Annotated in this window: 21 protein-coding genes; 9 read left to right on the plus strand and 12 right to left on the minus strand. The window is 57.4% G+C overall.

Annotated elements, in window-relative coordinates:
* Nucleotides 1-123 precede the first annotated feature (123 nt).
* The 3 genes from KQI65_08405 to KQI65_08415 all read right to left on the minus strand — a co-directional run bounded on the left by KQI65_08405 (nt 124) and on the right by KQI65_08415 (nt 3,440).
* On the minus strand, nt 124-948 hold the full coding sequence (locus KQI65_08405) for a hypothetical protein (protein ID MCB2204757.1): 825 nt from the start codon (nt 946-948) through the stop codon (nt 124-126).
* A 369-nt stretch (nt 949-1,317) separates the two neighbouring features.
* On the minus strand, nt 1,318-1,902 hold the full coding sequence (locus tag KQI65_08410) for an SIS domain-containing protein (GenBank protein MCB2204758.1): 585 nt from the start codon (nt 1,900-1,902) through the stop codon (nt 1,318-1,320).
* 11 nt (nt 1,903-1,913) lie between these two features.
* On the minus strand, nt 1,914-3,440 hold the full coding sequence (locus tag KQI65_08415; protein ID MCB2204759.1) for a fumarate hydratase: 1,527 nt from the start codon (nt 3,438-3,440) through the stop codon (nt 1,914-1,916).
* Nucleotides 3,441-3,624: 184 nt separating this feature from the next.
* On the opposite strand from KQI65_08415, the gene KQI65_08420 reads away from it, so the two are divergent.
* Complete coding sequence (locus KQI65_08420; protein ID MCB2204760.1) at nt 3,625-4,098, plus strand: MarR family transcriptional regulator; 474 nt, start codon at nt 3,625-3,627, stop codon at nt 4,096-4,098.
* Between the two features lie 85 nt (nt 4,099-4,183).
* Here KQI65_08420 and KQI65_08425 read toward each other — a convergent pair whose 3' ends face one another.
* Both KQI65_08425 and KQI65_08430 read right to left on the minus strand, forming a co-directional pair.
* Nucleotides 4,184-5,593 carry a sodium:solute symporter family protein gene (locus KQI65_08425; GenBank protein ID MCB2204761.1) on the minus strand — a complete coding sequence of 470 codons (1,410 nt, stop codon included), beginning with the start codon at nt 5,591-5,593 and terminating at the stop codon, nt 4,184-4,186.
* A gap of 112 nt (nt 5,594-5,705) precedes the next feature.
* Nucleotides 5,706-6,032, minus strand: a complete 327-nt coding sequence (locus tag KQI65_08430; GenBank protein ID MCB2204762.1) for a hypothetical protein — start codon at nt 6,030-6,032, stop codon at nt 5,706-5,708.
* Between the two features lie 287 nt (nt 6,033-6,319).
* Between KQI65_08430 and KQI65_08435 the strand changes: the two genes are divergently transcribed.
* Nucleotides 6,320-8,617: a pullulanase gene (locus KQI65_08435; protein ID MCB2204763.1), complete on the plus strand. Its 2,298-nt coding sequence runs from the start codon at nt 6,320-6,322 to the stop codon at nt 8,615-8,617.
* 30 nt (nt 8,618-8,647) lie between these two features.
* Nucleotides 8,648-9,484 carry a universal stress protein gene (locus KQI65_08440; GenBank protein ID MCB2204764.1) on the plus strand — a complete coding sequence of 279 codons (837 nt, stop codon included), beginning with the start codon at nt 8,648-8,650 and terminating at the stop codon, nt 9,482-9,484.
* 43 nt (nt 9,485-9,527) lie between these two features.
* Here the strand turns inward: KQI65_08440 and KQI65_08445 are convergent, their stop codons facing one another.
* The 7 genes from KQI65_08445 to KQI65_08475 all read right to left on the minus strand — a co-directional run bounded on the left by KQI65_08445 (nt 9,528) and on the right by KQI65_08475 (nt 18,107).
* The gene (locus KQI65_08445) at nt 9,528-10,235 is read right to left on the minus strand and encodes a hypothetical protein (protein ID MCB2204765.1); all 708 of its coding nucleotides are present in this window, start codon (nt 10,233-10,235) and stop codon (nt 9,528-9,530) included.
* Between the two features lie 76 nt (nt 10,236-10,311).
* A complete protein-coding gene (gene ispG / locus KQI65_08450) occupies nt 10,312-11,466 on the minus strand; it encodes a flavodoxin-dependent (E)-4-hydroxy-3-methylbut-2-enyl-diphosphate synthase (protein MCB2204766.1) in 1,155 nt (384 codons plus the stop codon).
* 45 nt (nt 11,467-11,511) lie between these two features.
* Nucleotides 11,512-12,333, minus strand: a complete 822-nt coding sequence (locus KQI65_08455; GenBank protein ID MCB2204767.1) for a rhomboid family intramembrane serine protease — start codon at nt 12,331-12,333, stop codon at nt 11,512-11,514.
* A gap of 182 nt (nt 12,334-12,515) precedes the next feature.
* Entirely contained in the window at nt 12,516-13,715 is a 1,200-nt protein-coding gene (locus tag KQI65_08460) for a phosphoglycerate kinase (protein ID MCB2204768.1), read from the minus strand.
* A 107-nt stretch (nt 13,716-13,822) separates the two neighbouring features.
* Nucleotides 13,823-14,812, minus strand: coding sequence for a type I glyceraldehyde-3-phosphate dehydrogenase (gene gap, locus KQI65_08465; GenBank protein ID MCB2204769.1), 990 nt, complete (start codon nt 14,810-14,812; stop codon nt 13,823-13,825).
* Nucleotides 14,813-14,920: 108 nt separating this feature from the next.
* The gene (locus KQI65_08470) at nt 14,921-16,333 is read right to left on the minus strand and encodes an LCP family protein (GenBank protein MCB2204770.1); all 1,413 of its coding nucleotides are present in this window, start codon (nt 16,331-16,333) and stop codon (nt 14,921-14,923) included.
* The gene (locus KQI65_08475; protein ID MCB2204771.1) at nt 16,323-18,107 is read right to left on the minus strand and encodes a B12-binding domain-containing protein; all 1,785 of its coding nucleotides are present in this window, start codon (nt 18,105-18,107) and stop codon (nt 16,323-16,325) included. The genes KQI65_08470 and KQI65_08475 overlap by 11 nt, the downstream gene beginning before the upstream one ends.
* Before the next feature lie 214 nt (nt 18,108-18,321).
* Between KQI65_08475 and KQI65_08480 the strand changes: the two genes are divergently transcribed.
* From KQI65_08480 to KQI65_08505, 6 genes are all read left to right on the plus strand, one after another.
* Nucleotides 18,322-18,849, plus strand: a complete 528-nt coding sequence (locus KQI65_08480; GenBank protein MCB2204772.1) for an Rrf2 family transcriptional regulator — start codon at nt 18,322-18,324, stop codon at nt 18,847-18,849.
* Between the two features lie 194 nt (nt 18,850-19,043).
* Entirely contained in the window at nt 19,044-20,369 is a 1,326-nt protein-coding gene (gene miaB / locus KQI65_08485; GenBank protein MCB2204773.1) for a tRNA (N6-isopentenyl adenosine(37)-C2)-methylthiotransferase MiaB, read from the plus strand.
* 25 nt (nt 20,370-20,394) lie between these two features.
* Nucleotides 20,395-21,048, plus strand: a complete 654-nt coding sequence (locus KQI65_08490) for an SPOR domain-containing protein (protein MCB2204774.1) — start codon at nt 20,395-20,397, stop codon at nt 21,046-21,048.
* A 10-nt stretch (nt 21,049-21,058) separates the two neighbouring features.
* Nucleotides 21,059-21,856: an MBL fold metallo-hydrolase gene (locus KQI65_08495; GenBank protein MCB2204775.1), complete on the plus strand. Its 798-nt coding sequence runs from the start codon at nt 21,059-21,061 to the stop codon at nt 21,854-21,856.
* Nucleotides 21,847-23,001, plus strand: a complete 1,155-nt coding sequence (locus KQI65_08500) for a sigma 54-interacting transcriptional regulator (protein ID MCB2204776.1) — start codon at nt 21,847-21,849, stop codon at nt 22,999-23,001. The genes KQI65_08495 and KQI65_08500 overlap by 10 nt, the downstream gene beginning before the upstream one ends.
* 29 nt (nt 23,002-23,030) lie before the next feature.
* Nucleotides 23,031-23,525: a hypothetical protein gene (locus tag KQI65_08505; protein ID MCB2204777.1), complete on the plus strand. Its 495-nt coding sequence runs from the start codon at nt 23,031-23,033 to the stop codon at nt 23,523-23,525.
* Nucleotides 23,526-23,544: the final 19 nt, after the last annotated feature.

Below are 23,544 nucleotides of genomic sequence, written 5' to 3' on the forward strand. Positions count from 1 at the left end.
GCGCGCAAGCAAGACGGATCGAAGTTTGATCAACAAAAAAAGGCGTCCCGGATGGGGACGCCTTTTGCGTTTCACTGTTTCCTGCGATTCTCCGTGTCCTGGGAATTCGCTGTTTCCCGCGAATCAGGACTGCAGCAGGATGAGATTTTCACTTCCGCGCACCGTCGTGATGCGGAGGAAGTACAGACCGGGCTGCAGCTGCGCTGTCCCGAACGGGATGATGTGGTGTCCCGCTTCCATCGGGGCATTGTTCAGCAGCGTGCGAAGCGGCTGTCCGAAGCGATCGAGAAGGGTGAGCGTGACGTCCGTCTGCTGATCGAGACCGAACGACACCGAACCATAATTCTCGAAGGGCATGCTGGAATTTTTCCAGATGCTGAAGGATTTCGGAACATTGTCCGGCGTGACCGAAATGACAGGGGAGACGATGTCCGTGCCACGTGCGCCGATCTGGCGCAGACGGTAGTACACCACCCCGTCGTCATGCAGCCGGTCATTGAACACATAGTTCCTCGCCACGCGCTGCCGGACGCTGTTCCGGAAATATTCGATACGTTCCCATGTGGGATGAGACTGTGTGCGACGCTCAAGCTCAAAACCCACCGACGCATTGTGCGTCGTCGTTTTCCACTCAAGCTGCACGAAATTACCGAAGCGTACTCCCGTAAATACGTGGAGGGCAGCTTCGTGTACGTTTCCAAGCGAACCCGACACATCGAATACCGGCTGCGCTTCAATGCCGCGGAAGCTCACGGGCTCACGAACGGCGGCGGCAGGGTGTGACGGGGTGCTGGCAGGCGAACCGCTCCACTCGGGCGCCTTGACGGTTGCAGGTTCCTCTGCGTGCAGCTCTGCAATCAGAGGAGCAGTGATGCTCTGGTCGAACGCCTGCGCTTTTGAAAGCACCGGCAGAAAGAGCAGCAAAGCGATAATTCCATGGCGAAACATGACAGTAATGTCCTTCGTCTGTGAATGTAACCGTTCGCTGGCAGGCAAACAGGTTGTACCAATACGTGTGTGGAGAGAGTGACGTAATGTACAACATATCTGGAATGAATCCAAATAATTTCATCGCGACATGCGAAAAATGTGCGGACTCTCATCAGGCAGGCGATTGAGACATCTCGCGATGACAGTTGAAGGAATGCAATCGCTGTGCCAATATGCAGAAACTGCATAAAACAGGTTGAAATGGGCAATCCACTGCTGGGCGTAGCGTTCGGAATCCGGACGCGGGACAAATGCGTGTTTGTAATCCGCACAAAAAAAAGGACCGGATTGCTGCTCCGGTCCTCATAATCGACGAAAAAACAATATTTATTTTTCGTAAAGCTGCGGAAACAGCGCGCGTTCCACGGTTTCGATGACGATATGGATGATCTTGATATGCAGTTCCTGGATGCGGTCGCTGGTGCTGCCGGGCACGATGATGGGGAGGTCGCAGAGTGGAAACAGTTTGCCTCCACCTTTTCCCAGCAGTCCGACGGTATACACGCCGCGATCCCTCGCTTCTTCGGCGGCGCGAATGAGATTCGGGGAATTTCCGCTCGTACTGAGCATGAGCAGCAGATCGCCCTCTCTGCCGAGTGCCTCGACCTGGCGCGCAAAAACCTCCGCATAGCCATAGTCGTTCGCCACGCAGCTCATGTGTCCCGGATCGCTGAATGCGAGTGCGGGAAGAGGGGGACGCTCACTGCGATAGCGACCGCTCCACTCTTCGGCGAAGTGCATGGCGTCACTCATCGAACCGCCATTGCCGCAGGACATCGCTTTTCCGTTCGCACGAAAGGTCGCGGCCAGTTTATCGGCAAAGAGCTGGACGCGGGGAAACTGCTCCCTGTCGGCCATAAAAAGTTCGAGGCAATCGCGTGCTTCTGTAAAGGACTGTTCCACCGTCGTCATGCTGTTTCCTGTCATTGTAACACATCCAGCTGCAATCCCTCGAGACGCTGTGCTGAATCATCCAGTACTTCCGCGTGCAGGGAATTGCCGTGGCTGTCCATGGTAACAATTGCGGCGAAGTCTTCGGTTTCAAACTGCCAGAGCGCTTCCGGGATGCCGAATTCCTCGAGGAAATTCACGCCGGTGACCTTTTTGATGGTCTCCGCATAATACTGTGCTGCGCCGCCGATGGCGTTGAGATACACCGCACCGAAATCCTTGAGTCCATCGAGCGTGCGCGGACCCATTCCACCCTTCCCGATAATCGCGCGCAGACCGAATTTCTTGATGATATCCGCCTGGTACGGTTCTTCACGGATACTGGTCGTGGGTCCCGCGGCCATGACGTGCCATTCGCCACTGTCATCCTGCAGCATGACAGGCCCGCAGTGATACAGCACGCCCCCGCTCAAATCCACCGGCGCATCGTGATCCATCAGATATTTGTGCAGGGCATCGCGTCCGGTGAACATTCTGCCGCTGATCAGTACGATGTCGCCTACTTTGAGGCTGCGCACCTGCTCTTCGGTGACCGGAGCCTGCAGACGCACTTCCTTTCCGGTAAGCGGAATTCCTTCGCTTTTCGCCATGCTGCGGGGATCGGCGTCCCGGTACAACCAGTCGTTGATCGCGCCGCTTGCAGGATCGACACGGACACCCAGGCGGCGGAAGGCCCAGCAGTCATAGGCGACCGAAACGAAGAAGCTCGCCGGCAGACGGTGATAGCTCCCGATCTTGCAGCCGATCAGCGTACTCGCGCCGCCGAAGCCCATCGGACCGATGTTGAGCTTGTTGGCGTTCTCCATGATATCCGCTTCGAGTTTTGCAAGCACGGGATCCGGGTTTGTGTCGTCGAGCTCGCGGAACAGCTGCTGTTTTGCCCCGGCATATCCGCCGGCGCGGTCGGATCCGACGGCAACGCCAATGGCGCCGACCGAACACCCCTGTCCCTGCGCCTGCCAGACGGCGTGCAGAATGCATTTGCGTACGCCTTCCAGGTCGCGGCCGGCTTTCCCGAGATGCTCCAGCTCCATCGGAAGGGAGTATTGAATATTTTTGTTCTCGCAGCCGCCGCCTTTGAGCACGAGCTTCACTTCGATGTCATCGCGCTCCCATTGCTCCCAGTAAAAGATGGGCGCGCCGCTACCGATGTTGTTGCCGCTGTTCTTCCCGGTGATCGGGTCCACCGTATTCGGCCGCAGCTTGCCGCGGCGCGTGGCCTCCTCGATCGCCCAGAGAATGTCTTTTTTCATCTCGAGCTGGTTGACGCCCACCGGTGTCTTGATTTTGAACGTCGGCATGCCGGTGTCCTGGCAGATCGCGCCCTCGTTTTCACAGGCCATGTCGATATTCCGTGCAATGGTCGAAAGCGCCATGGCGGCACGAGAGCCCTCTTCCTCACCGTCGAGAATGCCGTTCATCGCGCGGCGAACGTCAGCCGGAAGGTTGGTGGAAGTCTGAATGACAAGATCGAGCATGCTTTGACGAAACTGTTCCATGCGAAGCCTCATAGATTGAGTCGGGATAGCGGATTCATGTAGAAATGATACGACAAGCGGCAATCTGAATCAAACGTGCAGGTCCGGAATGTCATATAAATCACAAAAAGAGCTTTAAATGCTCTTGACATTTATTTGTCATAAAGATAAGTTGATAATAGCAAACTGTTATACGTGAGAACCCATGGAGCACGTAGACATTCAAAAACAAGCAGAACAGCTCGCGGATCTGACGCTGGGACTGGTTGGCACCTGCCACCGGAAACAGGAACGCATCGCGGAACGGGCAAATATTTCTCTCTCCGAGTTCAAGTGCCTCCGGGCCTTCCGGAACGACACGGAACTTTCGGTGAAAGATATCGCTCACCGTATGAGCCTGACCAGCAGCCGCTTGACACGTATTATTGACGGTCTCGTCAAGAAACGCTTCGTCACCCGGCACATTGATCCCGAGGACAGACGCATCATTAACGTTCGACTGACCAAGCAGGGCGAAATTATCGCGCGCAAGGTCAGCAACGACTGCACGCACATCTATGAACAGGTGCTGCAGACTGTCAATCCCGGGGAGCATGAAACGATAATCACCGCTATCTCCCAACTCTTCGACGCCATGCAAATTCGCACGGATTTCCTCGAGGAGTACACAGATAAGTGAATACCACAATAGTTGCAATTCGCAACTAATCGGTTCCTCAAATGTTTATGGACGCACCCATTCTGAAAGGAATGGGTGCGTTGTTTCATGAGCGCAGGCGACGTGTCCAGGCGTACACGTACACGAGCGTGGTGGCGGTGAGTCCGCCGTACATCGGCTCGATTCCGAGAGGGTACATCGGCGCACCATCGGCTGTGAGATGCAGCTGACCGGCGAGAAACGCGGTGCCGCTCAGAAGCAGTCCGGCGAGCATGGCGACGAAGGTCGGGGTTGCACCGATGGCGAGACGGGGATAGTAGCTCGTGGCGAGTGGGAGCAGTAGTGGAGGAATAAACAGCGTTCCGATCACATACCAGAGACTAATGATCGACGGGAACAGGAGCACGGCGGCAATCGAGAATGCGGCAGTGAACAGTATGCCCAGCTGCGTGTAGCGGGTGACGGACGCGTCATCGGTGCGTCCTGTCAGCGTTGCGAGTATATCGCGTCCCGCGGTCATTCCCGCGATGAAAGTCAGTCCGTCTGTCGTGGACATGACGGTGGCGAGCATGCCGATGTAAAACAGTCCTTTCGCCACCGACGGCAGTACTTCTTCCGCCAGCAGGGGAAAGGCCATCGAAGGCTGCGCAAGGTCAGGGAGCAGAGCGCGGGCATAGAGACCGGAGAGCGTTGTAATGCTGTCGAAGATGAACCAGCAGGCGACGGAGACATAGATGCCTCGCCGCGCAGTTTCCGGTGAACGCGCACTGAGCGTGAACTGATGGAACTGCGGTGCTACGAGCGTCCACAGCGCGATGAAGAACCAGACGAGGATGTACTGCCAGCTGTTGCCGCCGGTGAGTGTCAGGTGGGATGCGGGGAGGGCATCGGAGAGGAACGGCGCAATACCATGCACGGGAATGAGAAAGAGCAGCAGTATGAAAAATCCTGCAAACATGAGGAGGAATTGCAGGACGTCGGTACGCACGACGGCACGAAAGCCCCCGGTGAAGACATAGATGACGGACACCGCGGTGCCGACGAGCAAAGCAGGAAGAAGCGGCCAGCCGGTCACGACCTGCAGCAGCACGGCCAGCATGAGGACGTATGGTGCGGGCGAACTGTTGAAGAAAACCAGAACGGATCCGAGCAGTCCCGTCTTGCGGTCATACACCTGGTAGAGCTGGTCGGGGATGGAATAGCGCTCTGTCTTGCGAACCCGGTGCGCGAGGACGAGGGCGAAGACAATGGCGAAGATGTAGTACGGGAAGCCGAACACGAACCAGTTCGCGATGCCGTAGCGATACGTGAATTCGCCGACACCCAGAATGCCGCCGTACCAGGTACTGACCAGGGCGGCGACAAACGCCGGAAGCGTGAGCATGCGTCCCCCCAGAATGAATTCCTCGGAACTCCCCCTGTTTTTTGCTGCCCCGCGAAAACCGAGGTACAGCAGGAACAGGAGATATGCGGAAACGAGTATCCAGTCGACTGGGGAAAAATGAAGAAGGGTCAAGACAGATATATCTCAGATGTCATGCAATGCACATGCAAAATCAGGAGGAGGAGGGGAAAAAACAACGGGGCGTCCGTCGGACGCCCCGCTGCCAGCGAGTGAACGCTGATCATTACCGTAAGATGGTCTTGAGAATTTTCTTCTGAGCGGGATGCCGTTCACGGTAAAGGCGTTCCGAAAGCTGCTTGCTGTGCCTGTCGCTGTCGATCGTGATAAACACCAGTTTCTCCATGCAATGCTTGCATATACGTACCTTTTGCTCGCCCTCCATGTCGAGGAATTTCTTGAAGTACAGATCCTCGGCAGGAATGGGGTGACCGAATGCACATTCATGTTCCTTTTCGGAAACACCGGTGTGCCATTCGTACTGCTGGGAGGAGAGAGCGTTAAACCGTTTCAGGGAACGGAGAAACTCTTTTTCGGAATGATATACCGCCATAGATCAACTCCGGAATGTAACATGAGGTGGGACCAGCTCCCTGCATTCAGGCAAGAAGTGACGAGGATGCTGGCATGGACAGGCAATCTAACAAAAACAATGACAAATACGAGAGGCAGGAAAATTTTTTCTTCGCTGTCACGAAAACACGCCAAAAGGATGAAATCCTCTTCCTAATCCACTATATTGAGCGCAAAGTGTCAGTATAAGTGAGATCAGCAATGATCAAATGGGTCATCTGCGCCGCGATATGCCTTCAGGCATGTGCGGCAGCCTCGGAACATGGAATGGAGTCAGCAGCAGCAGGCATGCGCGCCGAACTGCGGTCTGAGCATGCGGTTCACATTCTGCACGATGTGAACGCATCGATTTCCGGGGAAGCCGGAGATTATCTCCTGCTGCGAGCGGATGGCACACGCATCCCGATCACATCCACAGAACGGGTAGCGGAAGGTGAACTGCAGCTTATACCGGCGTCGCCCATCGACATCCGGCGTGTGCATTATCTGCAGATCAAGGGACGCGAAGGCAGACTGCTCTGCCGTTTCGACGGATGGCTGCGCCATTGTGCTTCGGAGAAAAGACTTGGGGCGTGGTTCGACGAGAACCAGCACCGGACCATCGTGCGGGTATTTTCGCCGCGGGCCGACAGCGTACGGCTGTATCTCTACAAGCAACGCGCAGGAGGAGCCGCAGCGTCTGTGCACGCGATGGCAAGGGACGAGGATGGGATCTGGGAAATCACGCTCCCCCGGAATTATGAAACATGGTGGTATGACTTCACCGTCCATGGACCGGATGACCCGGGTAATGAGTTTTTCGAACAGGTGCCCGTGCATGTGACCGATCCCTACGCGCGGGTGTCGGACGACAGCTTCGGACGCGCCTGCATCTGGCCGCGCTCCGAGCCCGCACCGCCACTGGCGAGCGGTATTCCGCCGATGGAGGATCTTATTTCCTACGAAGTGCATGTGGAGGATTTTACGCTGGGGCTTCCGGGACTCGATCCTGCCCTCAGGGGCAGCTTCGCGGGGTTTGTCACGCCGGGACTCAGGAATAGCCGCGGTGAAGCTGTGGGCTTCGATTATCTCACCGATCTCGGGATCAATGCCGTGCACCTGATGCCCGTGCAGGAGTTCCTGCACTTTCCCGACAGCGAATGGCAGGCGGCGTTCGCAGACAATGATTACATGCGCGAACAGATGATAGACAGCAGTAATTATCAGTGGGGATACCGCACCACGCATGCCTTTGCTCTCGAAACACGCTACAGGCGCAAGGGCACGGAACGGGGCTCACAGAACAGGGATTTTCGCGACCTCGTCGCGGCGTTTCATGCGCGCGACATCGCCGTGATTGTCGACCTGGTGTTCAACCATACCGGGGAGCGCATGGATGGACGCGAGATGTATTTCAACTTCCGCGTTTTCGGCAAACATGCATATTACCGCACGAATGAAAACCTGGATTTCATTGGCGATTACGGGACCGAGACCAAGTCGGAAGATCGACCGATGACCGCGCGATGGATTTACGATCAGTGCCGCATGTTTGTCGATGAGTATGGTGTGGATGGCTTCCGCATCGATCTGGCGGGACTGACCGACGAGCAGACACTGCGCGAACTGCGCCGGAGACTGGGACCGGATATCATCATCTACGGAGAGCCGTGGATTGGATCTTCCGATCCTGCCTTTGAAGCCAATCCGGCATGGGACTGGTACAAGGAGGATGCACCGATCACCTATTTCCAGGATGACACGCGCAATGCACTGTGTGGTCCGCCTGACAACCCGCGCGACAAGCGGCACGACCGCGGATACGCGGGCGGCAATGGCGGACGCGATGCTGCGATGCATGCGATAGCCAACAGCTTTCGCTTTGAAGACAATCCCAACGAGGGTATCAACTATCTCGATATCCATGACAACTGGGCGCTGGCCGACAGGTTTGCAACGCGGGACTGGAATGGACTCGAAGGCGTGGATGAAGCTCGCGTACGTATCGCCGCCGCAATGCTGCTTACCTCACTTGGTCCCATCGTGCTTCATGGCGGAACGGAGATGCTGCGCAGTAAATCCGCGACACCGCTGGTGGAACTCATCGAACACACGGCGAGCGGTCCCATCTACATTCACGGCAAGCGTGATACGTACAACCTGCGCCGTCCCAATCTTTTTCTCTGGGAAACGGTGGGACAAAACACCGAAGATGGCGCTGCCTGTGACTACGGACGCATGCATGATTACTGGAGGGGACTGATACGCCTTCGCCGCAGTGACGACGGCAGCATGCTGCGCAGGGGAGAGCCGGTGCCGGAGGATTACATACAGTGGATTCTTCCTGATGACCCGATGCAACTGGGATATGTCATCGATGAAAGGATGGCTGTCCTTATCAATACGGACGACCGGGAGGCGGTCTTCAACGGTGTGGTACTGCCGGAAGGACGCTGGGAGCTGGTCGCTGCCGGAGACCGTGCGGGAACAGCGCTTCTCGGACAGGTTGAAGACAATGTGCTCGAAAGCGGCCGGCACGATCTTCGGCTCAACGCTACGGATGTGAAAATCTGGATACGTCGGTAGCATTTCTCTCTTCACAACGAGGAGATTGCCATGAGTAAACGCATTGTTGTGGGCCTCGACGGCTCATCGTATGCACAGAGCGCCCTGGAAATGGCGATGCGCCGTGCCAGGGTGTACGGGTCGACGATCATCGGCATGGCAGTCATTGATCGCCCCAGTATTGAACAAATCGCGGCGGGTGCGCAACCCGGGGCATTTCAGATGTCGGAAGTCACCGTGTCTTCCATGCTCAATGACGCCAAGCAGCATGCCGAGGAACTGATACTCCGCTTCCGCGAAACCTGCGACGGAGAATCCATCGCGCATGAGGACATCATTTACACCGGGACGCCGTGCCAGGGACTGCAGGAAGAGGCGAAAACGGCAGACCTGATCGTTATCGGTCTCCGCACCTTCTTTCACTATCCGACCAGGGAGGGTCCGGGCGATACGCTGGAACAGCTACTGAAGGATCCTGTCTGTCCCGTCCTGGCGCTGCCCGAAAAACACGCCCTGCCGCAGAATGTGATCATCGCCTACGATGGTTCGAATGGCGCGGCGCGGGCACTGCAGGCTTACGCGCATATCACGCCCGACATCCCGGAAATTTACCCGGTGACCCTGCTCTGCGTCGCATCGGATTATGACAAGAACAAGTATCATCTCGAGAAGGCCGCACGTTTCCTTCACGCGCACGGCATCGAAGCCCGGATGATGCTTCGGACCGGGAAACCATCGGAAGCCATCAAACAGGTGATCAAGGAATTGCATCCCGCGCTGGTCATTCTCGGACAGCCGCTGCGCCGCGGGCTATCCGAATACCTCTTCGGCAGTACCGCGCGCAGTATCATCCGCGACGGTAATATCCCCGTGTTCGTATACCACTGATCCTGGGCCGCAGGATCCTGGGCCGCACCCGGGCACGATTTCGTCAGTGCCGCGGGGGACGCGCAACTGCGAGCATGCGCACATCACGCACACCGTGCGCGTTGAGCAGATGCACGCAGCTGCTCATGGTCGCACCCGTGGTGATGACATCGTCGAGCAGGATGACCGGACGCTCTCCCAGCTGCTCCAGCGCCCGCGTATCCACTGCGAACGCATTGCGCACATTCACCTGTCGCTCTTCAATACTCAGTTTTGATGCCGACTGCGAAACGGTGTACAGGGGACGCCGAAGCAGGGTTGGCAGCAGTGCACAGCCGCTCTCCCGGCTCACCCCGTCGCAGATACAGGCGGCCTGATTGTAGCCGCGTTCGATTTGGCGGACGCGGTGCAGGGGAATGGGCAGAAGGACGGGTTCACCCGTGAGCAGGGGTGTGCCGAGCAGACGCTCACCGAGCAGGCGTCCCAGCCAGATTCCCACGCTGTGCATGCGGCGGTATTTGAGTGCATGGATGCAGCGCTCGATCACGCCGTCTTCCTCGAACTCATATCCCACATACATCATCGTGGCATCACAGACACATTGCAGCGAAGCAATATTCTGTTGTGAATGTTCAGCCGTCAGGGGCAGCGGATGCAGCTCGAGCATGCAATGGGGACAGAGGACGTCCCTCGCATGAAGACGCCGGTCGCAGCCGAGACAGCGAGGCGGAAACAGCACGTCGCAGAGCGCGTGCCAGATGAAAGGCAGCATATTTCTCCCTATGCTTGCGCGGCGCCATTATACGGGAGGCGCCACTGTTACCCGTGCGGTCCGTGCCGGACCACGATCAGTCCTGGGCCTGTGCGGCCTTTTCCTTCTCTTCTTCTGGAACGAACTTCATCGCTTCTTCATACACCGCGTCGATGATTTCGTCTTCTTTCAGACGGCGTACCACCTCGCCCTTGCGGTAGAGAATACCCACGCCCTTGCCCGCGGCGATGCCGATGTCGGCCTCGCTGGCCTCACCCGGTCCGTTGACCACACAACCGAGGAGTGCGATTTTTACCGGCTTGCGAATGCCGGCAAGACGCTCTTCAAGTTCGTTGGTGATGCGGAAGAGGTCGACTTCCAGGCGTCCGCAGGTGGGGCATGCGATAATTTCCACGTTGCGGGAAGCGAGTCCGAGCGAACGGAGAATTTCTTTTCCTACTTCAACTTCCCTGTACGGCTCGTCCGTCAGCGAGACGCGAATGGTATCGCCGATGCCTTCGGCCAGCAGTGTGCCGATGCCGACGGCAGACTTGATCGAACCGACGCGCGATGTGCCCGCCTCCGTAACGCCGAGGTGCAGCGGATAATCGGTGCGCTCGGCCAGCAGGCGATAGGCCTCGATCATCAGGCGCACGTCCGTGGATTTCACGGAAATGATGATATCACGGAAACCGAAATCTTCGCAGATGGTCGCATGCCGCATGGCGCTTTCGAACAGTGCCTCCGCGGTGGGATAACCGTGCTTTTCGAGGATGTCCTCTTCGAGGGATCCGGAGTTCACGCCGATGCGGATGGGAACGCCGCGATCTTTCGCCGCCCCGAGCACCTGGTGGATGCGATCGATGGAACCGATGTTCCCGGGATTGATGCGCACCTTGGCGACACCGGCCTTGATGGATTCCAGCGCGAAAATGTGATTGAAGTGGATATCGGCAACGACGGGAATGGGTGAGCCTTTCACGATGTCGGCCATCGCGGCGGCGGCTTTCTTGTCGTTGACGGTAATGCGGACGATGTCGCATCCTTCTTCCGCTGCGCGGTTGACCTGTGCGAGCGTCGCATCAACATCCGAGGTTTTCGTTTTTGTCATCGTCTGCACCGAAATCGGCGCATCGCCGCCGACCGGGATGTCGCCGATCCAGACCTTGCGTGTGTTACGACGCACGGTTTTTACCTGTGGCGGCTGCCACACCGGCGCATTCGGATCCTGTATGACGGGAATATCAATCATCGGTTTCGCTTTCTTTCTGTTGTGCTTATTCCGCTTCCGGCGTCCCTACTCCGCATCCTTGTCGGGATGTATACGCTTGCTGGCGTCGAGCAGGATGCTCTTTTCCTTTTCGGTCAGGCTTCCATATCCCGAAACACTGATTTTATCGAGAATTTCGTCAATGGCAGACTGGGACTCGTTGAACTTCTTGTCTTCGGTCTTCTTCCGCCCGCTCTCCTTGAAGTCGTAGAACTTCGCTTCGCGGGGTGAATTGTCCCATGAAGCCCGCTGTTTGGCGGATTTCCGCGCATCGATCTTCGCGAAAAATGAGTCCAGACGTCCTTTGCGATCGAGCAGCACCCATGCGATACCGAGCAATGCGCCCCCGAGATGCGCGACATGCGCGATGCCGTCGGCGGTTCCGGTCACGCCGTTGTAAACTTCGAGCAGCAGGAAAAAGCTGATCATGTACTTGGCGCGGACGGGGAAGAAGAAATACAGGTACACGTAGCGATCGGGGAAGATCATCGCGAAGGCGACCAGCACGGCGTACACGCCGCCCGAAGCGCCGATGGTCGGGCCCGTACCGGTGAACAGGGGTGCGATGAACAGGTTGGCGAGTCCGGCGGTGATACCGGCGGCCAGGTACATGCTCAGAAACTTTCGCGATCCCCAGATGTTTTCAAGTTCCATGCCGAACATCCAGAGCAGCAGCATGTTGAAAAAGATGTGCATGAAACCGCCATGGAGAAACATGTACGTGATCAGCTGCCATGGCATGAAACCCGCATCCAGCGGATGGAGGTACAGGTAGCGGATAATCCAGTAATTGAGCGGGACGCCGCCGAAGACAAGACCGCTGTCCGCGACGAGCTGTATCAGGAACATCGCCACGTTGATCATGAGCAGATTCTTGATCACGGGAGGAAAAAAACTGAATCCGCCAAACTGGGGCCGATAGTTACCGAAGGATCCTGGATAGGGTGACATGGTTTCCTTGTGTACTGTACTCTAGAGAAAAAACAGCCTCCGATCAGCGAACGTTCCGCCTGAGGGGAGGAGAGGGACTTTTACCCTCTGTCCGTCAGCGCTGCGACACCGGGAAGCGTTTTCCCTTCGAGGAATTCGAGGGATGCTCCTCCACCGGTGGAAACGTGTGAAACGCGGTCTGCAAGTCCGATCTGATTGATGGCTGCCGCGGAATCGCCACCGCCGATCACGGTCACCGCACCGTCATCCGTCGCCTCGACCAGCGCGTTGGCGATGGCCATGGTGCCTTTCGCGAAATTCGGCATCTCGAAGACGCCCATCGGACCGTTCCACACCACGGTTTTGCTCTCCTTGATATGACGCGAGAACAGCGCAATGGTTTCAGGTCCGATATCGAGTCCCATCATATTCGCCGGGATATCCGCCGCGCGGACGGTGTGGAATTCTGTGTCATTGTCGAATTTTTCGCCTACCACGGTATCGACCGGGATGACCAGCTGCTTGTTGCGCTGCATGGCCATTTCCATGATCTGCCGTGCGAGTTCCAGCTTGTCTTCCTCAAGCAGGGAATTACCGATTTCCATGCCCTGCGCCTTGAGAAAGGTAAACATCATCCCGCCGCCAATGAGCAGCACATCCACCTTTTCGAGCAGACTGGTGATGACATCGATCTTGCCGGAAATCTTTGCGCCGCCGAGAATGGCGGTGTAGGGACGCGCGGGGTGTCCGACGGCCTGGCCGAGATACTCGATTTCCTTTTCCATCAGGAGTCCGGCGAGATTCAGGTCCATGAAATGCGTCACACCTTCGGTGGATGCATGCGCGCGGTGCGCGGTGCCGAACGCGTCGTTGACGTACACATCGCCGAGCGCCGCCAGCTTCCTGGCAAAGTCTTCGTCGTTAGCAGTTTCCTCCGCATGGAAGCGCAGGTTTTCGAGCAGCAGCACCTGTCCCTTCTGCAGGGATGCAGCCATGCCGCGCACCGTATCGCCGATACAGTCGCCGGCAAAGGCCACCTCGCATTCGAGCAGTTCGGCAAGGCGAGTGGCAACGGGACGCAGGCTCATTGCAGGCTGGACCGTACCCTTGGGGCGTCCGAGATGACTCATCAGTATCACGGCCGCGCCTTTTTCGAGCAGTGCGTGAATGGTGGGCAGCGATGCCCTGATACGGGTGTCATCGGTGATTTCCTGCCGGTCGTTGAGCGGGACGTTGAAGTCCACACGCGTCAGTACGCGCTTTCCCTGAAGATCGGCATCCGATATCGTGCGTTTGTTCATGGGGAGCTCCTTTGCGGTTGCGATGCGAGAGCCCGGTACTGCTGGGCGGAAACGAAAAGTGAGGCCGAATGCCTCGGCCTCACTATATAATGTACGGGAAAAATCTGTTATCCCGCGATTTTCTTGACGAGGTCGACAACGCGGCAGGAATAGCCGAATTCGTTGTCATACCAGCCGACGACCTTGACCATGTTGCCGTTCACCATGGTGGAATCCACATCGAAAATGCAGGAATGCGTGTTGCCGACGATGTCGCTGGAGACGATGGGGTCGGTGCAGTATTCGAGAATGCCTTTCATCGGACCCTCGGCAGCGGCCTTCATTGCGGCATTGACCTCTTCGACCGTCACTTCTTTGTTCAGTGTGGCGACGAAGTCGGTGATGGAGCCGTCGGGCGTCGGCACGCGCAGCGCGAAACCGTCGAGACGTCCCGCCAGTTCGGGGATCACCTTGCCCACGGTACGTGCCGCACCGGTGGTGGTCGGAATGATGTTGGTCGCTGCGGCACGGGCGCGGCGCAGATCCTTGTGCGGGAGATCGAGCAGGCGCTGATCGTTGGTGTAGCTGTGCACAGTCGTCATCAGTCCCTTTTCCAGACCAAACGCGCTGTTGAGCACATGCACCATCGGTGCGAGGCAGTTGGTGGTGCAGGAGGCGTTGGAAACGATTTTTTCTTCACCGGTGAGCGAATCGTCGTTGACGCCGAGTACGATGGTGGCGTCGATTTCATCCTTTGCCGGAACGGTCAGCACCACTTTCTTCGCGCCGTTTTTCAGGTGATTGCTCACCTGTTCGCGCGTGCGGAAAATGCCGGTCGATTCGATGACCACATCCACATCGGTCCAATCCAGGTTCGCCGGATCACGCTCGGCCGTGATGCGGAGGCGATCACCGTTGATGATCAGATCGTTGCCGTCAACATCCACCGTTCCGTTGAAGCGGCCGTGAATCGAATCATATTTGAGAAGATGCGCGAGGGTCGGTGCGTCGGTCAGATCGTTAATGGAGACGAAGTCAAAACCGCCCAGTTCGATAGCCCGGCGGAAGACCAGACGTCCGATGCGGCCAAAACCGTTTATGCCAACTCGGATTGCCATGTTGCGTTCCTGTTCTTGGTGAAAAGGTCAGTGAAATTACTGCTCAGAACATCAAATTATTTCCCACGGGTGAGAATGTCAATTTTCGGACCTCGCGGGTAGGGATTTTTACGGCTGCTGCCGCAGCACACCCCGCTGAATGAGCAGATCTTCCGCTTCGCGTGCGGACCGCACGGCATCGGCGTTCGCCGTCTGTCCGAGCTTGCGGTACGCGAATTCCAGCAGCGAGGTCAGGGTGTCGCGGATGCCGATACGGCTCTGTTCGTCCTGTATCTGCAGCCAGGCGTGCTGTTCGTTGAGTCTGCGCAGGCGATACACGATTTTCCCCGGGTGCGTGCTGTCGCGCATGGCGCGCGTGTAGACGCGGCGGAGGTAGGCGGCGACATTCGGTGAGTCGCCGTTGCTGCCAAGACGGCGTTCCACGCGTGCGAGCGTATTGTGGATGGTGCTCGAATCGGCGACCATCTCCTTGAGCCGGATATTATTTCCGGGAGGCATGCGCAGCCGCACGGCATCTTCGCGATGCTGCGGGAAACCGCGCTTCTTGAGATTGTACACCAGTCCGAGACAGAAATCCTTGGTCAGATTGGTTGTCAGGAAATTGAGTCCCGCGGTAATGATCATATCTCCCGTGGCGCCGGTCAGCAGGGGAAATTTCCCGATGAGGTTCTGCCGCATGAACAGTGCCTGATTGTGTGCGCGCTGAATGTCGCCACCCGGCAGTGTGCGCCTTGTCCGCAGAAACTGCAGCGTACTGACCGGATCGCGGTATCCGAGAATCTCCATAATGCCCATCGCCTGACTGAAACCCACTTCCACGAAGTAGTTGACGGGTCCGCGCTGCGCGATTTTGGCAACCTTGCGCAGCAGGCGCTGGTTGTCGGTGGTCTTCGCGTTGGCAATGATGTTGAACGTCGTGGTGTCGGGGTAGCCGAGATCCGAGTATGTATCGCGGGGAATGGACATGATTTCCACGACGGCGCTGTCGGGATTGATGCTGACAAGATGCAGGGCGTCGGCGCGGGCATCGCGTGCGGAGAGACGGGAGTCGATGCCGATGATGAGGATGTTGATCAGGCGTCCGCCGACCGGGGGACGACGGGAGAGCCGCTGCAGTTGGGCATGCAGTGCGGAATCTCCTTCGATGGGACGCACAGGCAGACGGGCACGGCGCTCGTCTGTCAGCCGTTCGGCGTCTGATACCAGGGTGTCGCTGCGCGGCTGCTCCACTGCGGCGCTGCGCACACGATCCGCCACTTCCTCGAGATGCTCCTCTTCTGCCCACTGATACATCCCATCGGTCACATCCTTGGCAAGATACAGGGTCTCGCGCAGCACGTCACCCGGTCCGGGGATGCTGTGTATGGTGGAAGAGACGAACCACCAGGCGGTGATCACGACGGCGCTCCAGAAAAGGAAACGACCCATGAATCCCAGGAAACGGCGGAAACTGCCCTTCCCTTTCGTTCTTGCGTTTCCTGTGCTTTCGGTGCTCTCGGCGTTGTGGCCGCTATCTGACATTGAAATAACGTGCTTCGGAATGGTGAACGATAATTGCGCTGGTGCTCTGTTCGGGGACCAGCTGGAATTCCTCCGTCAGGGAGATATCAGCGCGCTCGGGGCGCAGCATGTCGAAAAGCTGCACCTGGTCTTCCAGGTTGGGACATGCCGGGTAGCCGAAGGAATAGCGCGATCCCTGGTATCCTTGCGAAAAGAGACGCTTGAGATCAGCGGCGTCACTGCCGGCGATGCCAAGTTCCTGACGGATGATTTTATGCCAGTATTCCGCCAGCGCTTCGGCGCATTCGACGCCGAGTCCATGGACATACAGATAATCCTGGTAACGATCCTGAGCGAACAGTGAAGCGGCGTATTCCGTGGCGCTGCGTCCCATTGTGACGATATGGAAGGCACAGATATCGGGGCCGCCTTCCTCCGCGGTGCGAAAATAATCCGCAAGACAAAGATAACGGTCGCGTTCCTGACGTGGAAATGTAAAGCGCTGCCAGGGTACAAGCTGTTCGATCGCATACTGCTTCCGGGGCCAGACCTCGTGCAGTGCGCTGCCATCGAGATCCGCGGGACGGTAGATGATCAGGTCGTCGCCTTCCGCGTGGCAGGGGAAATACCCGTACACCACGGCAGGCTGCAGCACGGCGTCGCGCTTGAGCTGCAGCTTCAATGCGGCGAGACGGGGATACACGATCTCGTCAAGCTCGCGCTGCACTTCCTCCGCATCGCGTCCGCTGCGGCGGAACTGCCACTGTCCGCGAATAAGCGCGCTCTCGTTGATGTATTCATAGACTTTCTCAAGCGCCACGTCTCGCACGATTTTACTGCCCAGGAACGGCGCGTCAGGCACGGGCACGTTTCGTGCCACCGCCGAGCGCCTGGGCGCCCCCGCAGGTACCGACGGCGGAATCCTGTCTGCCTCCTGCTTGCTCTGCACGCGCTCGGCGGCCGCGATTTTCGCCTCCATTCCCGTCAGTTCTTCCTCTTCGGCAGCTCCGTCGGCAGCGGAAGCGATGGTACCTCCTGCGATATCCTCCATCAGCCGCAGTCCGTCGAAGGCGTCCCGCGCATAGCGGAGTTCGCCGCCGTAGAGGGGACGCAAATCCTCTTCCACATAGCGGCGGGTGAGTGCGGCGCCGCCGAGAATGACTGGCAGCTGCAGTCCGCGCTGCTGCATGATTTCGAGATTCTCTTTCATGATGAGCGTCGATTTCACAAGCAGTCCGCTCATGCCCAGTGCATCTGCCCTGTGTTCGCGTACCGCGGTGAGCATGGTCTCGGCGGGCACCTTGATGCCGAGATTCACCACCCGGAAGCCGTTGTTCGTCAGGATGATGTCGACGAGATTCTTGCCGATGTCGTGCACGTCACCTTTGACCGTGGCCAGCACGATGCATGCCTTCTCGCTCTCCTCGCTCCTGTCCATATGCGGTTCGAGGAAGGTCACCGCGGCCTTCATGGTTTCTGCCGACTGCAGCACGAACGGCAGCTGCATCTGTCCCGAGCCGAACAGCTCGCCGACGGTTTTCATCCCGTCGAGCAGGATGCTGTTGATAATTGCGAGTGGCGGGTGCTCACGCAGGGCCGCTTCAAGATCGGCGTCGAGTCCGATGCGGTCTCCGTCGACAATACGCCGCTTGAGCCGCTCTTCGACCGGTGCATTCTCATCGGTTTCGCGTTCCTGCTGCATCGACTGTCCCGCCGCGTAATGTTCCATGAAGGCGACAAGGGGGTCGTAGCTGCAGGTACGGGAGGAACCGGTGCTCTTTGCGCGTTCGCTCATACAAATCCTTCGGGGTTTTTTTATCTGAAACTTTAAATATATGATTTGATGTTGTATTATCTGTGGTCACTCGATGGAGCAGAATTACCACGCGTCATTCCCGCATGAGTTTTTTACGCAGGACTTGACAAATCCGAAAAAAGCTCTTACATTTCCTACAAAAAGGTAATCAAATCTTTATTTATTAATTGCCCACCATCAAGGAGCGGTTGACGTGTTATACTCAAAGACAGCCCAGTACTCGATCCAGTCCATGTTGTTCATCGCGGCGAACAACTCCGAACAGAACATTCTCGTGCGCGACGTAGCAAAGGAACTGGGGTTGCCCTCATCGTTTCTGAGCAAAATCCTGCAGACGCTCAGCCGGTACGGTTTTCTCAATTCGGTCAAGGGACCCAAAGGCGGCTTTTCGCTTTCGGAGAAGGGCGCCGCATCGTCCATTGCGGAACTCGTCGCCGTTGTTGACGGTCCGATGAATTTCGACATGTGTCTCGCCGGGTTCAGCCCCTGCAGCGAAGAGAATGCCTGTCCGTTCCATAGCGAATGGAAACGTATTCGTGAAGAAATCCGTGAGCTGGTAAACAGCAAGAGCATTTTCGAACTCGCGAAGGAAATGCCCATCCGCTACCGTACGCTGCTGACCGGCGTTGCCGAGGAAGCTCCCGCAAAGAAGAAAAAAGCTGCGAAGAAGGCTCCCGCAAAGAAAGCAGCGAAAAAGGCGACCGCAAAGAAGAAGAAATAACACTTCTCTGCCATCAGATTGTGAAAACCGGACCCGCTCGCGGCGTCCGGTTTTTTTATGCCCGCAATGCGGGAAACAGACCGTATGCCGCAGGTGCGGAAACTCTCTATTGATTCTGCCAATCTGACTATCTATTTTACTAATCTATAAATTTTTCGCGCCGAAACCACTGACATTTTGACATACAGTACAGCATGCACAGATCCATATACATAGAGACTTACGGCTGTCAGATGAACTTCGCTGACACCGAGATCGTCAACGGCATTCTGCGTGAGCAGGGCTACGAGCTTTCGACGGAACTGGAAAGCGCGGATGCCATTTTCATGAACACCTGCGCGATACGCGATAACGCCGAGCAGAGGATTTACGGACGGCTTTCGAACTTCGAGCACCTGAAGAAGAAAAATCCGCATCTCGTCATCGGCATCCTGGGCTGCATGGCCGAGCGTCTGCGCAGCGATCTTCTCGACAGCAATGCATCGGTGGATATCGTGTGCGGACCGGACGAGTACCGCAGGCTGCCCGCGTTGATCGATGCTGCGTTTGAAGGTGAGAAGGGGATTCGCACGCAGCTTTCCCGCGTCGAGACGTACGACGACATCGTACCCCTGCGTACCGAAGGTATCAGTGCCTGGGTCGCCGTGATGCGCGGCTGTGACAAGTTCTGTACGTTCTGCGTCGTGCCGTTTACCAGGGGACGCGAACGCAGCCGGTCACTCGATGGTGTGGTCGGCGAGGTACGCGACCTGGTAGGCCGCGGCTTCCGCGAGGTGACGCTGCTGGGACAGAATGTGAACTCCTATATCGATGAGGGACGCGATTTCGCGGATCTGCTCATCGCGGTTTCCGAAATCGACCCTGCCCTCCGCGTTCGTTTCACGACCTCGCATCCGCAGGATATGTCCGACCGCCTGATCGCCGCCATTGCCGAACACGATAATATCTGCAACTATATTCATCTGCCGTTCCAGTCCGGCTCCGATCCGGTGCTCGAGGCCATGAACAGGACGTACACCCGCGAGCATTATCTGGGACTGGTGCGAAAAATCCGCGCCGCCATTCCCGATGTCGCACTGTCCACCGACGTCATCGCCGGCTTCCCGGGCGAGACGGAAGAGGACCATCAGCTGACGCTTTCGCTGATGGAGGAAGTTCGCTTCGACGGGGCGTTCATGTTCAAGTACTCGCCGCGTGAAAAGACGCGTGCCTGGAAAATGGGTGATACCGTTCCCGACGATGTCAAAGGCAGGCGCCTGGAAGAAATCATCGATCTGCAGCGCAGGATTTCCTATGAAATCAACCGCGAACAGATCGGTAGCGTCGAGGAAATCATGCTCGAGGGACCGAGCAAGCGCTCGGTCGAAGAGTGGATGGGACGTACCGGTACCAACAAAACCGTGATCGTGCCGCGCGGCGACTATCGCGCCGGTGACACGCTGCAGGTGCGTATCAAGAGCGCAACCTCTGCCACGCTGTTTGCTGAGGCTGTTGCCCGGCAGCAGGTCGAAGCCGCCTGAAACCAAACAGAGTCACTGCAAGACCATGCGTAACGCATACCTGATCCTCTTCGCCCTCTGTCTCCCCGCCCTTGTGCATGCGCAGGCGGGACGCAGTCTCGAAGCCCTGCTTGATCGTGTACGCGCCGGAGACCGACAGGAAGTGTCCGCCCTGCTGCCCGATCTGAAAAAAACACATGCCGACAAGGCAGGGGTGCTGTTCCTTGAAGCGCTGTGCGAAGAAAACGCCGAAAAGGCGCTCGATCTGTATCAACGCATTGTTGACGAACACCACGGCAGTTCCTGGGCGGATGATGCATTGCACCGGCTCTACCAGTACAGTTATGCAGTCGGTGCATATCGCACCGCACGCAGCTACCAGGAGCGACTCGACAAGGAGTACCCGCGTTCGCCCTACGCCTCGGCCAAAGCGACCGCGGCTGCGGAGGAAAAAAACGCGTCCGGCGCGAAGCAGTATTCGGTGCAGATCGGCGCATTCACGAAGAAGGAAGATGCGCAGCGCCGTATCGATGAATTGAAGAAGAAAGGATACACTGCGTATCTGCGTGAGAAAAGCGTGAAAGGTAAAACCGTGCACGCGGTTTGGCTGGGGATATTCCCGGAATACTCCCAGGCCCAGGCCTATGCCCGGAAATTCAAGGAACAGCAGGGTATCGACGCACTCGTGGTGCGGCGGTAAACCGATGGCGATGGAACTGACGTTCATCGGAACGGCATCGGGCGTTCCCGTCCCTCACCGGCGCCACAGCGCCGCACTGCTCCGTCACCGCGATAGCGCCGGACACGACACCGTGCTTTTGATCGATTGCGGTGAAGGAACGGCGGCTGCAATGACGGCACAGGAGCTGCAGCCGGATGCATTATGCACTATCTGCATAACGCATACGCATGCGGACCACGTGGCGGGACTTCCGATGTTGCTGCAGGGTCTGCATCTCGCGAAACGGACGGCGCCCCTTGATATTTTTGTGCCAACGGGACGCGAAGACTGGTTCCGCAGCATGCTCACGGGCATGTATATCCTGCCCGAGAAATGGTCTTTCCCGGTGCGGCTTCATCCTCTCGAGGATACGCAGCTGTCCGGCGGCAATCTTCGGATGCTGCCGCTGCCCAACCGTCACCTCGAACGCGTCCGCCCGCTGGCGGCGCAGCATCATATTCCCGCAGGGTCGTTTTCCCTGCGCTTTGAAAGTAAGGAGGAACGCCTGCTGCTCTCCTCCGATATTGCAGGAGTGGAGGATATCGCGGCGCATGCCGCACGGGTGGACATGCTGGTGATCGATTCCACGCATGTCCCTTTTGAAGACATCACACAGCTTGCAGACAGCAATGCGGAACTCGATATCGTCTGCACGCATATTCCCCCGGAGCTCGAAGTCGGGCTGCCCGCACTCGCGCAGGAAACGCGCGAGCGCTACGGTGGCCGCATCCGCTTCGCGGAGGACGGAATGCAAACGCACATCAAGCGGAAGCACGTATGGAAGTGACAGGAGGAGGACATAACATTGCGGCGGCTGATCGTCTGACCTTTCAGCGCAGGCATGGCATCATCGGCAAGTCGGTGGAAATGCGAGAGGTGGTCGAAACCATCATGCAAGTCGCACCGACCGATATCACCGTGCTCATCACCGGAGAAAGCGGTACGGGGAAGGAAGTTATCGCCAAGGCCATTCACAACGCGAGCCAGCGCAGTCACCGGAGATTCATTCCGGTCAACTGCGGTGCCATCCCCGAAGGAATTCTCGAAAGTGAATTGTTCGGCCACGAAAAAGGCGCCTTTACCGGTGCGGTCGAAGCGAGAAAAGGATATTTCGAGCTGGCGGACGGTGGGACGATTTTCCTCGATGAAATCGGCGATACCCCGATCTCAACCCAGGTCAAGCTGCTGCGCGTGCTCGAGAGCGGTGAATTCATGCGCGTCGGCTCGTCCGAGCCGCGGCATACCGACGTCCGTGTCATCGCGGCGACGAACAAGAATCTCGAGGAGGAAGTCCGTGCCCGCCGTTTCCGGCAGGACCTCTTCTTCCGCCTCCGTTCGGTCAACCTGCGTCTGCCGCCGCTTCGCAACCGTCGGGGCGACATTCCCCCGCTCGTCGAAGTCTTCCTCGCCGAACAGAATAACGCGGGCAGGGAAATCATGATTACCGATGACGGCATGAACGCCCTGATGCGGCACAGCTGGCCGGGGAATGTACGCGAGCTGCGCAATGTCATTGAAAGTGTCGCTGTGCTCGAGCGCGGCAACGTGGTCGACGAACAGACCGTGTCCAAATACATCCATGCCATCGAGGAGCCCCTCGATGACCGCGCGCTGCCCGTTCCCCTCGGAAAATCTTCGGAGCAGGCCGAGCGGGAGCTGATTTTCCGCATGCTTGTCGGACTCAAAAGCGACATCCAGGATCTGCATGAGCTGCTTGAGGATTTTCGCCATCAGCGACCCCTTTCCCTCCCCGTGCGCGAAGAGCAGCACGGGGATGAGATCCACCTCGACGGACACACGCTCCGCAGCCTGGAAGAGTCGCTGATTACCCGCACACTCGAACGATTTCACGGAAACCGACGCCTCGCTGCAGAGGCACTCGATATAAGTGAACGAACTTTGTACAGAAAAATCAAAGATTACGGACTCTAATGCATAGCTTGCGTTCGTTTCAGATTTCCTTGTATCTTAGTCTCATTATATTCAGTGCGGCCATCCTGGGTGGCTGCGCCTATTCATTTACAGGCGCTTCCGTCCCGGCTCACTGGAAAACGATTGCGATCCCGTTGTTCGACGACGACAGCGGTTTCGGACAGCCATCACTACGCGAGGATGTGACGAACATCCTGATTCAGAAGTTTCAGCAGGACAACACGCTGCAGATGGCCGACCGTCAGAATGCCAACGTCGAACTCAAGGGTGCCGTTACATCCGTTATCGCGGATCAGCCCATAGCCGTAGGTGAAGGAACGCAAGCGTCCCGCCTGCAGCTCAGTCTCAAAGCCAAAGTCACGCTCATTGATCACGTAAAGAACAAGGAGGTCTGGAGCAAGGATTTCTCCGCCACGGGCGATTACGCTGCGTCGGAGGGGCAATCCGGACGTGAAAACGGCTTACAGCAAGCCATTGAAAACATTACCGATGACATCTTGCTGGAAACCGTTTCTGCGTGGTAAATTTGAGTTTCCTTTTCAC

This window comes from bacterium, from assembly GCA_020444325.1.
Lineage (GTDB): Bacteria > Bacteroidota > Ignavibacteria > SZUA-365 > SZUA-365 > BM516.

Coding starts and splice junctions, on each gene's coding strand:
- KQI65_08405 (MCB2204757.1), bottom strand. CDS start 948: ATGTTTCGCCATGGAATTATCGCTTTGCTGCTCTTTCTGCCGGTGCTT.
- KQI65_08410 (MCB2204758.1), bottom strand. CDS start 1,902: ATGACGACGGTGGAACAGTCCTTTACAGAAGCACGCGATTGCCTCGAA.
- KQI65_08415 (MCB2204759.1), bottom strand. CDS start 3,440: ATGGAACAGTTTCGTCAAAGCATGCTCGATCTTGTCATTCAGACTTCC.
- KQI65_08420 (MCB2204760.1), top strand. CDS start 3,625: ATGGAGCACGTAGACATTCAAAAACAAGCAGAACAGCTCGCGGATCTG.
- KQI65_08430 (MCB2204762.1), bottom strand. CDS start 6,032: ATGGCGGTATATCATTCCGAAAAAGAGTTTCTCCGTTCCCTGAAACGG.
- KQI65_08435 (MCB2204763.1), top strand. CDS start 6,320: ATGGAGTCAGCAGCAGCAGGCATGCGCGCCGAACTGCGGTCTGAGCAT.
- KQI65_08440 (MCB2204764.1), top strand. CDS start 8,648: ATGAGTAAACGCATTGTTGTGGGCCTCGACGGCTCATCGTATGCACAG.
- KQI65_08445 (MCB2204765.1), bottom strand. CDS start 10,235: ATGCTGCCTTTCATCTGGCACGCGCTCTGCGACGTGCTGTTTCCGCCT.
- ispG (MCB2204766.1), bottom strand. CDS start 11,466: ATGATTGATATTCCCGTCATACAGGATCCGAATGCGCCGGTGTGGCAG.
- KQI65_08455 (MCB2204767.1), bottom strand. CDS start 12,333: ATGTTCCTGATACAGCTCGTCGCGGACAGCGGTCTTGTCTTCGGCGGC.
- KQI65_08460 (MCB2204768.1), bottom strand. CDS start 13,715: ATGAACAAACGCACGATATCGGATGCCGATCTTCAGGGAAAGCGCGTA.
- gap (MCB2204769.1), bottom strand. CDS start 14,812: ATGGCAATCCGAGTTGGCATAAACGGTTTTGGCCGCATCGGACGTCTG.
- KQI65_08470 (MCB2204770.1), bottom strand. CDS start 16,333: ATGTCAGATAGCGGCCACAACGCCGAGAGCACCGAAAGCACAGGAAAC.
- KQI65_08475 (MCB2204771.1), bottom strand. CDS start 18,107: ATGAGCGAACGCGCAAAGAGCACCGGTTCCTCCCGTACCTGCAGCTAC.
- miaB (MCB2204773.1), top strand. CDS start 19,044: ATGCACAGATCCATATACATAGAGACTTACGGCTGTCAGATGAACTTC.
- KQI65_08490 (MCB2204774.1), top strand. CDS start 20,395: ATGCGTAACGCATACCTGATCCTCTTCGCCCTCTGTCTCCCCGCCCTT.
- KQI65_08495 (MCB2204775.1), top strand. CDS start 21,059: ATGGAACTGACGTTCATCGGAACGGCATCGGGCGTTCCCGTCCCTCAC.
- KQI65_08500 (MCB2204776.1), top strand. CDS start 21,847: ATGGAAGTGACAGGAGGAGGACATAACATTGCGGCGGCTGATCGTCTG.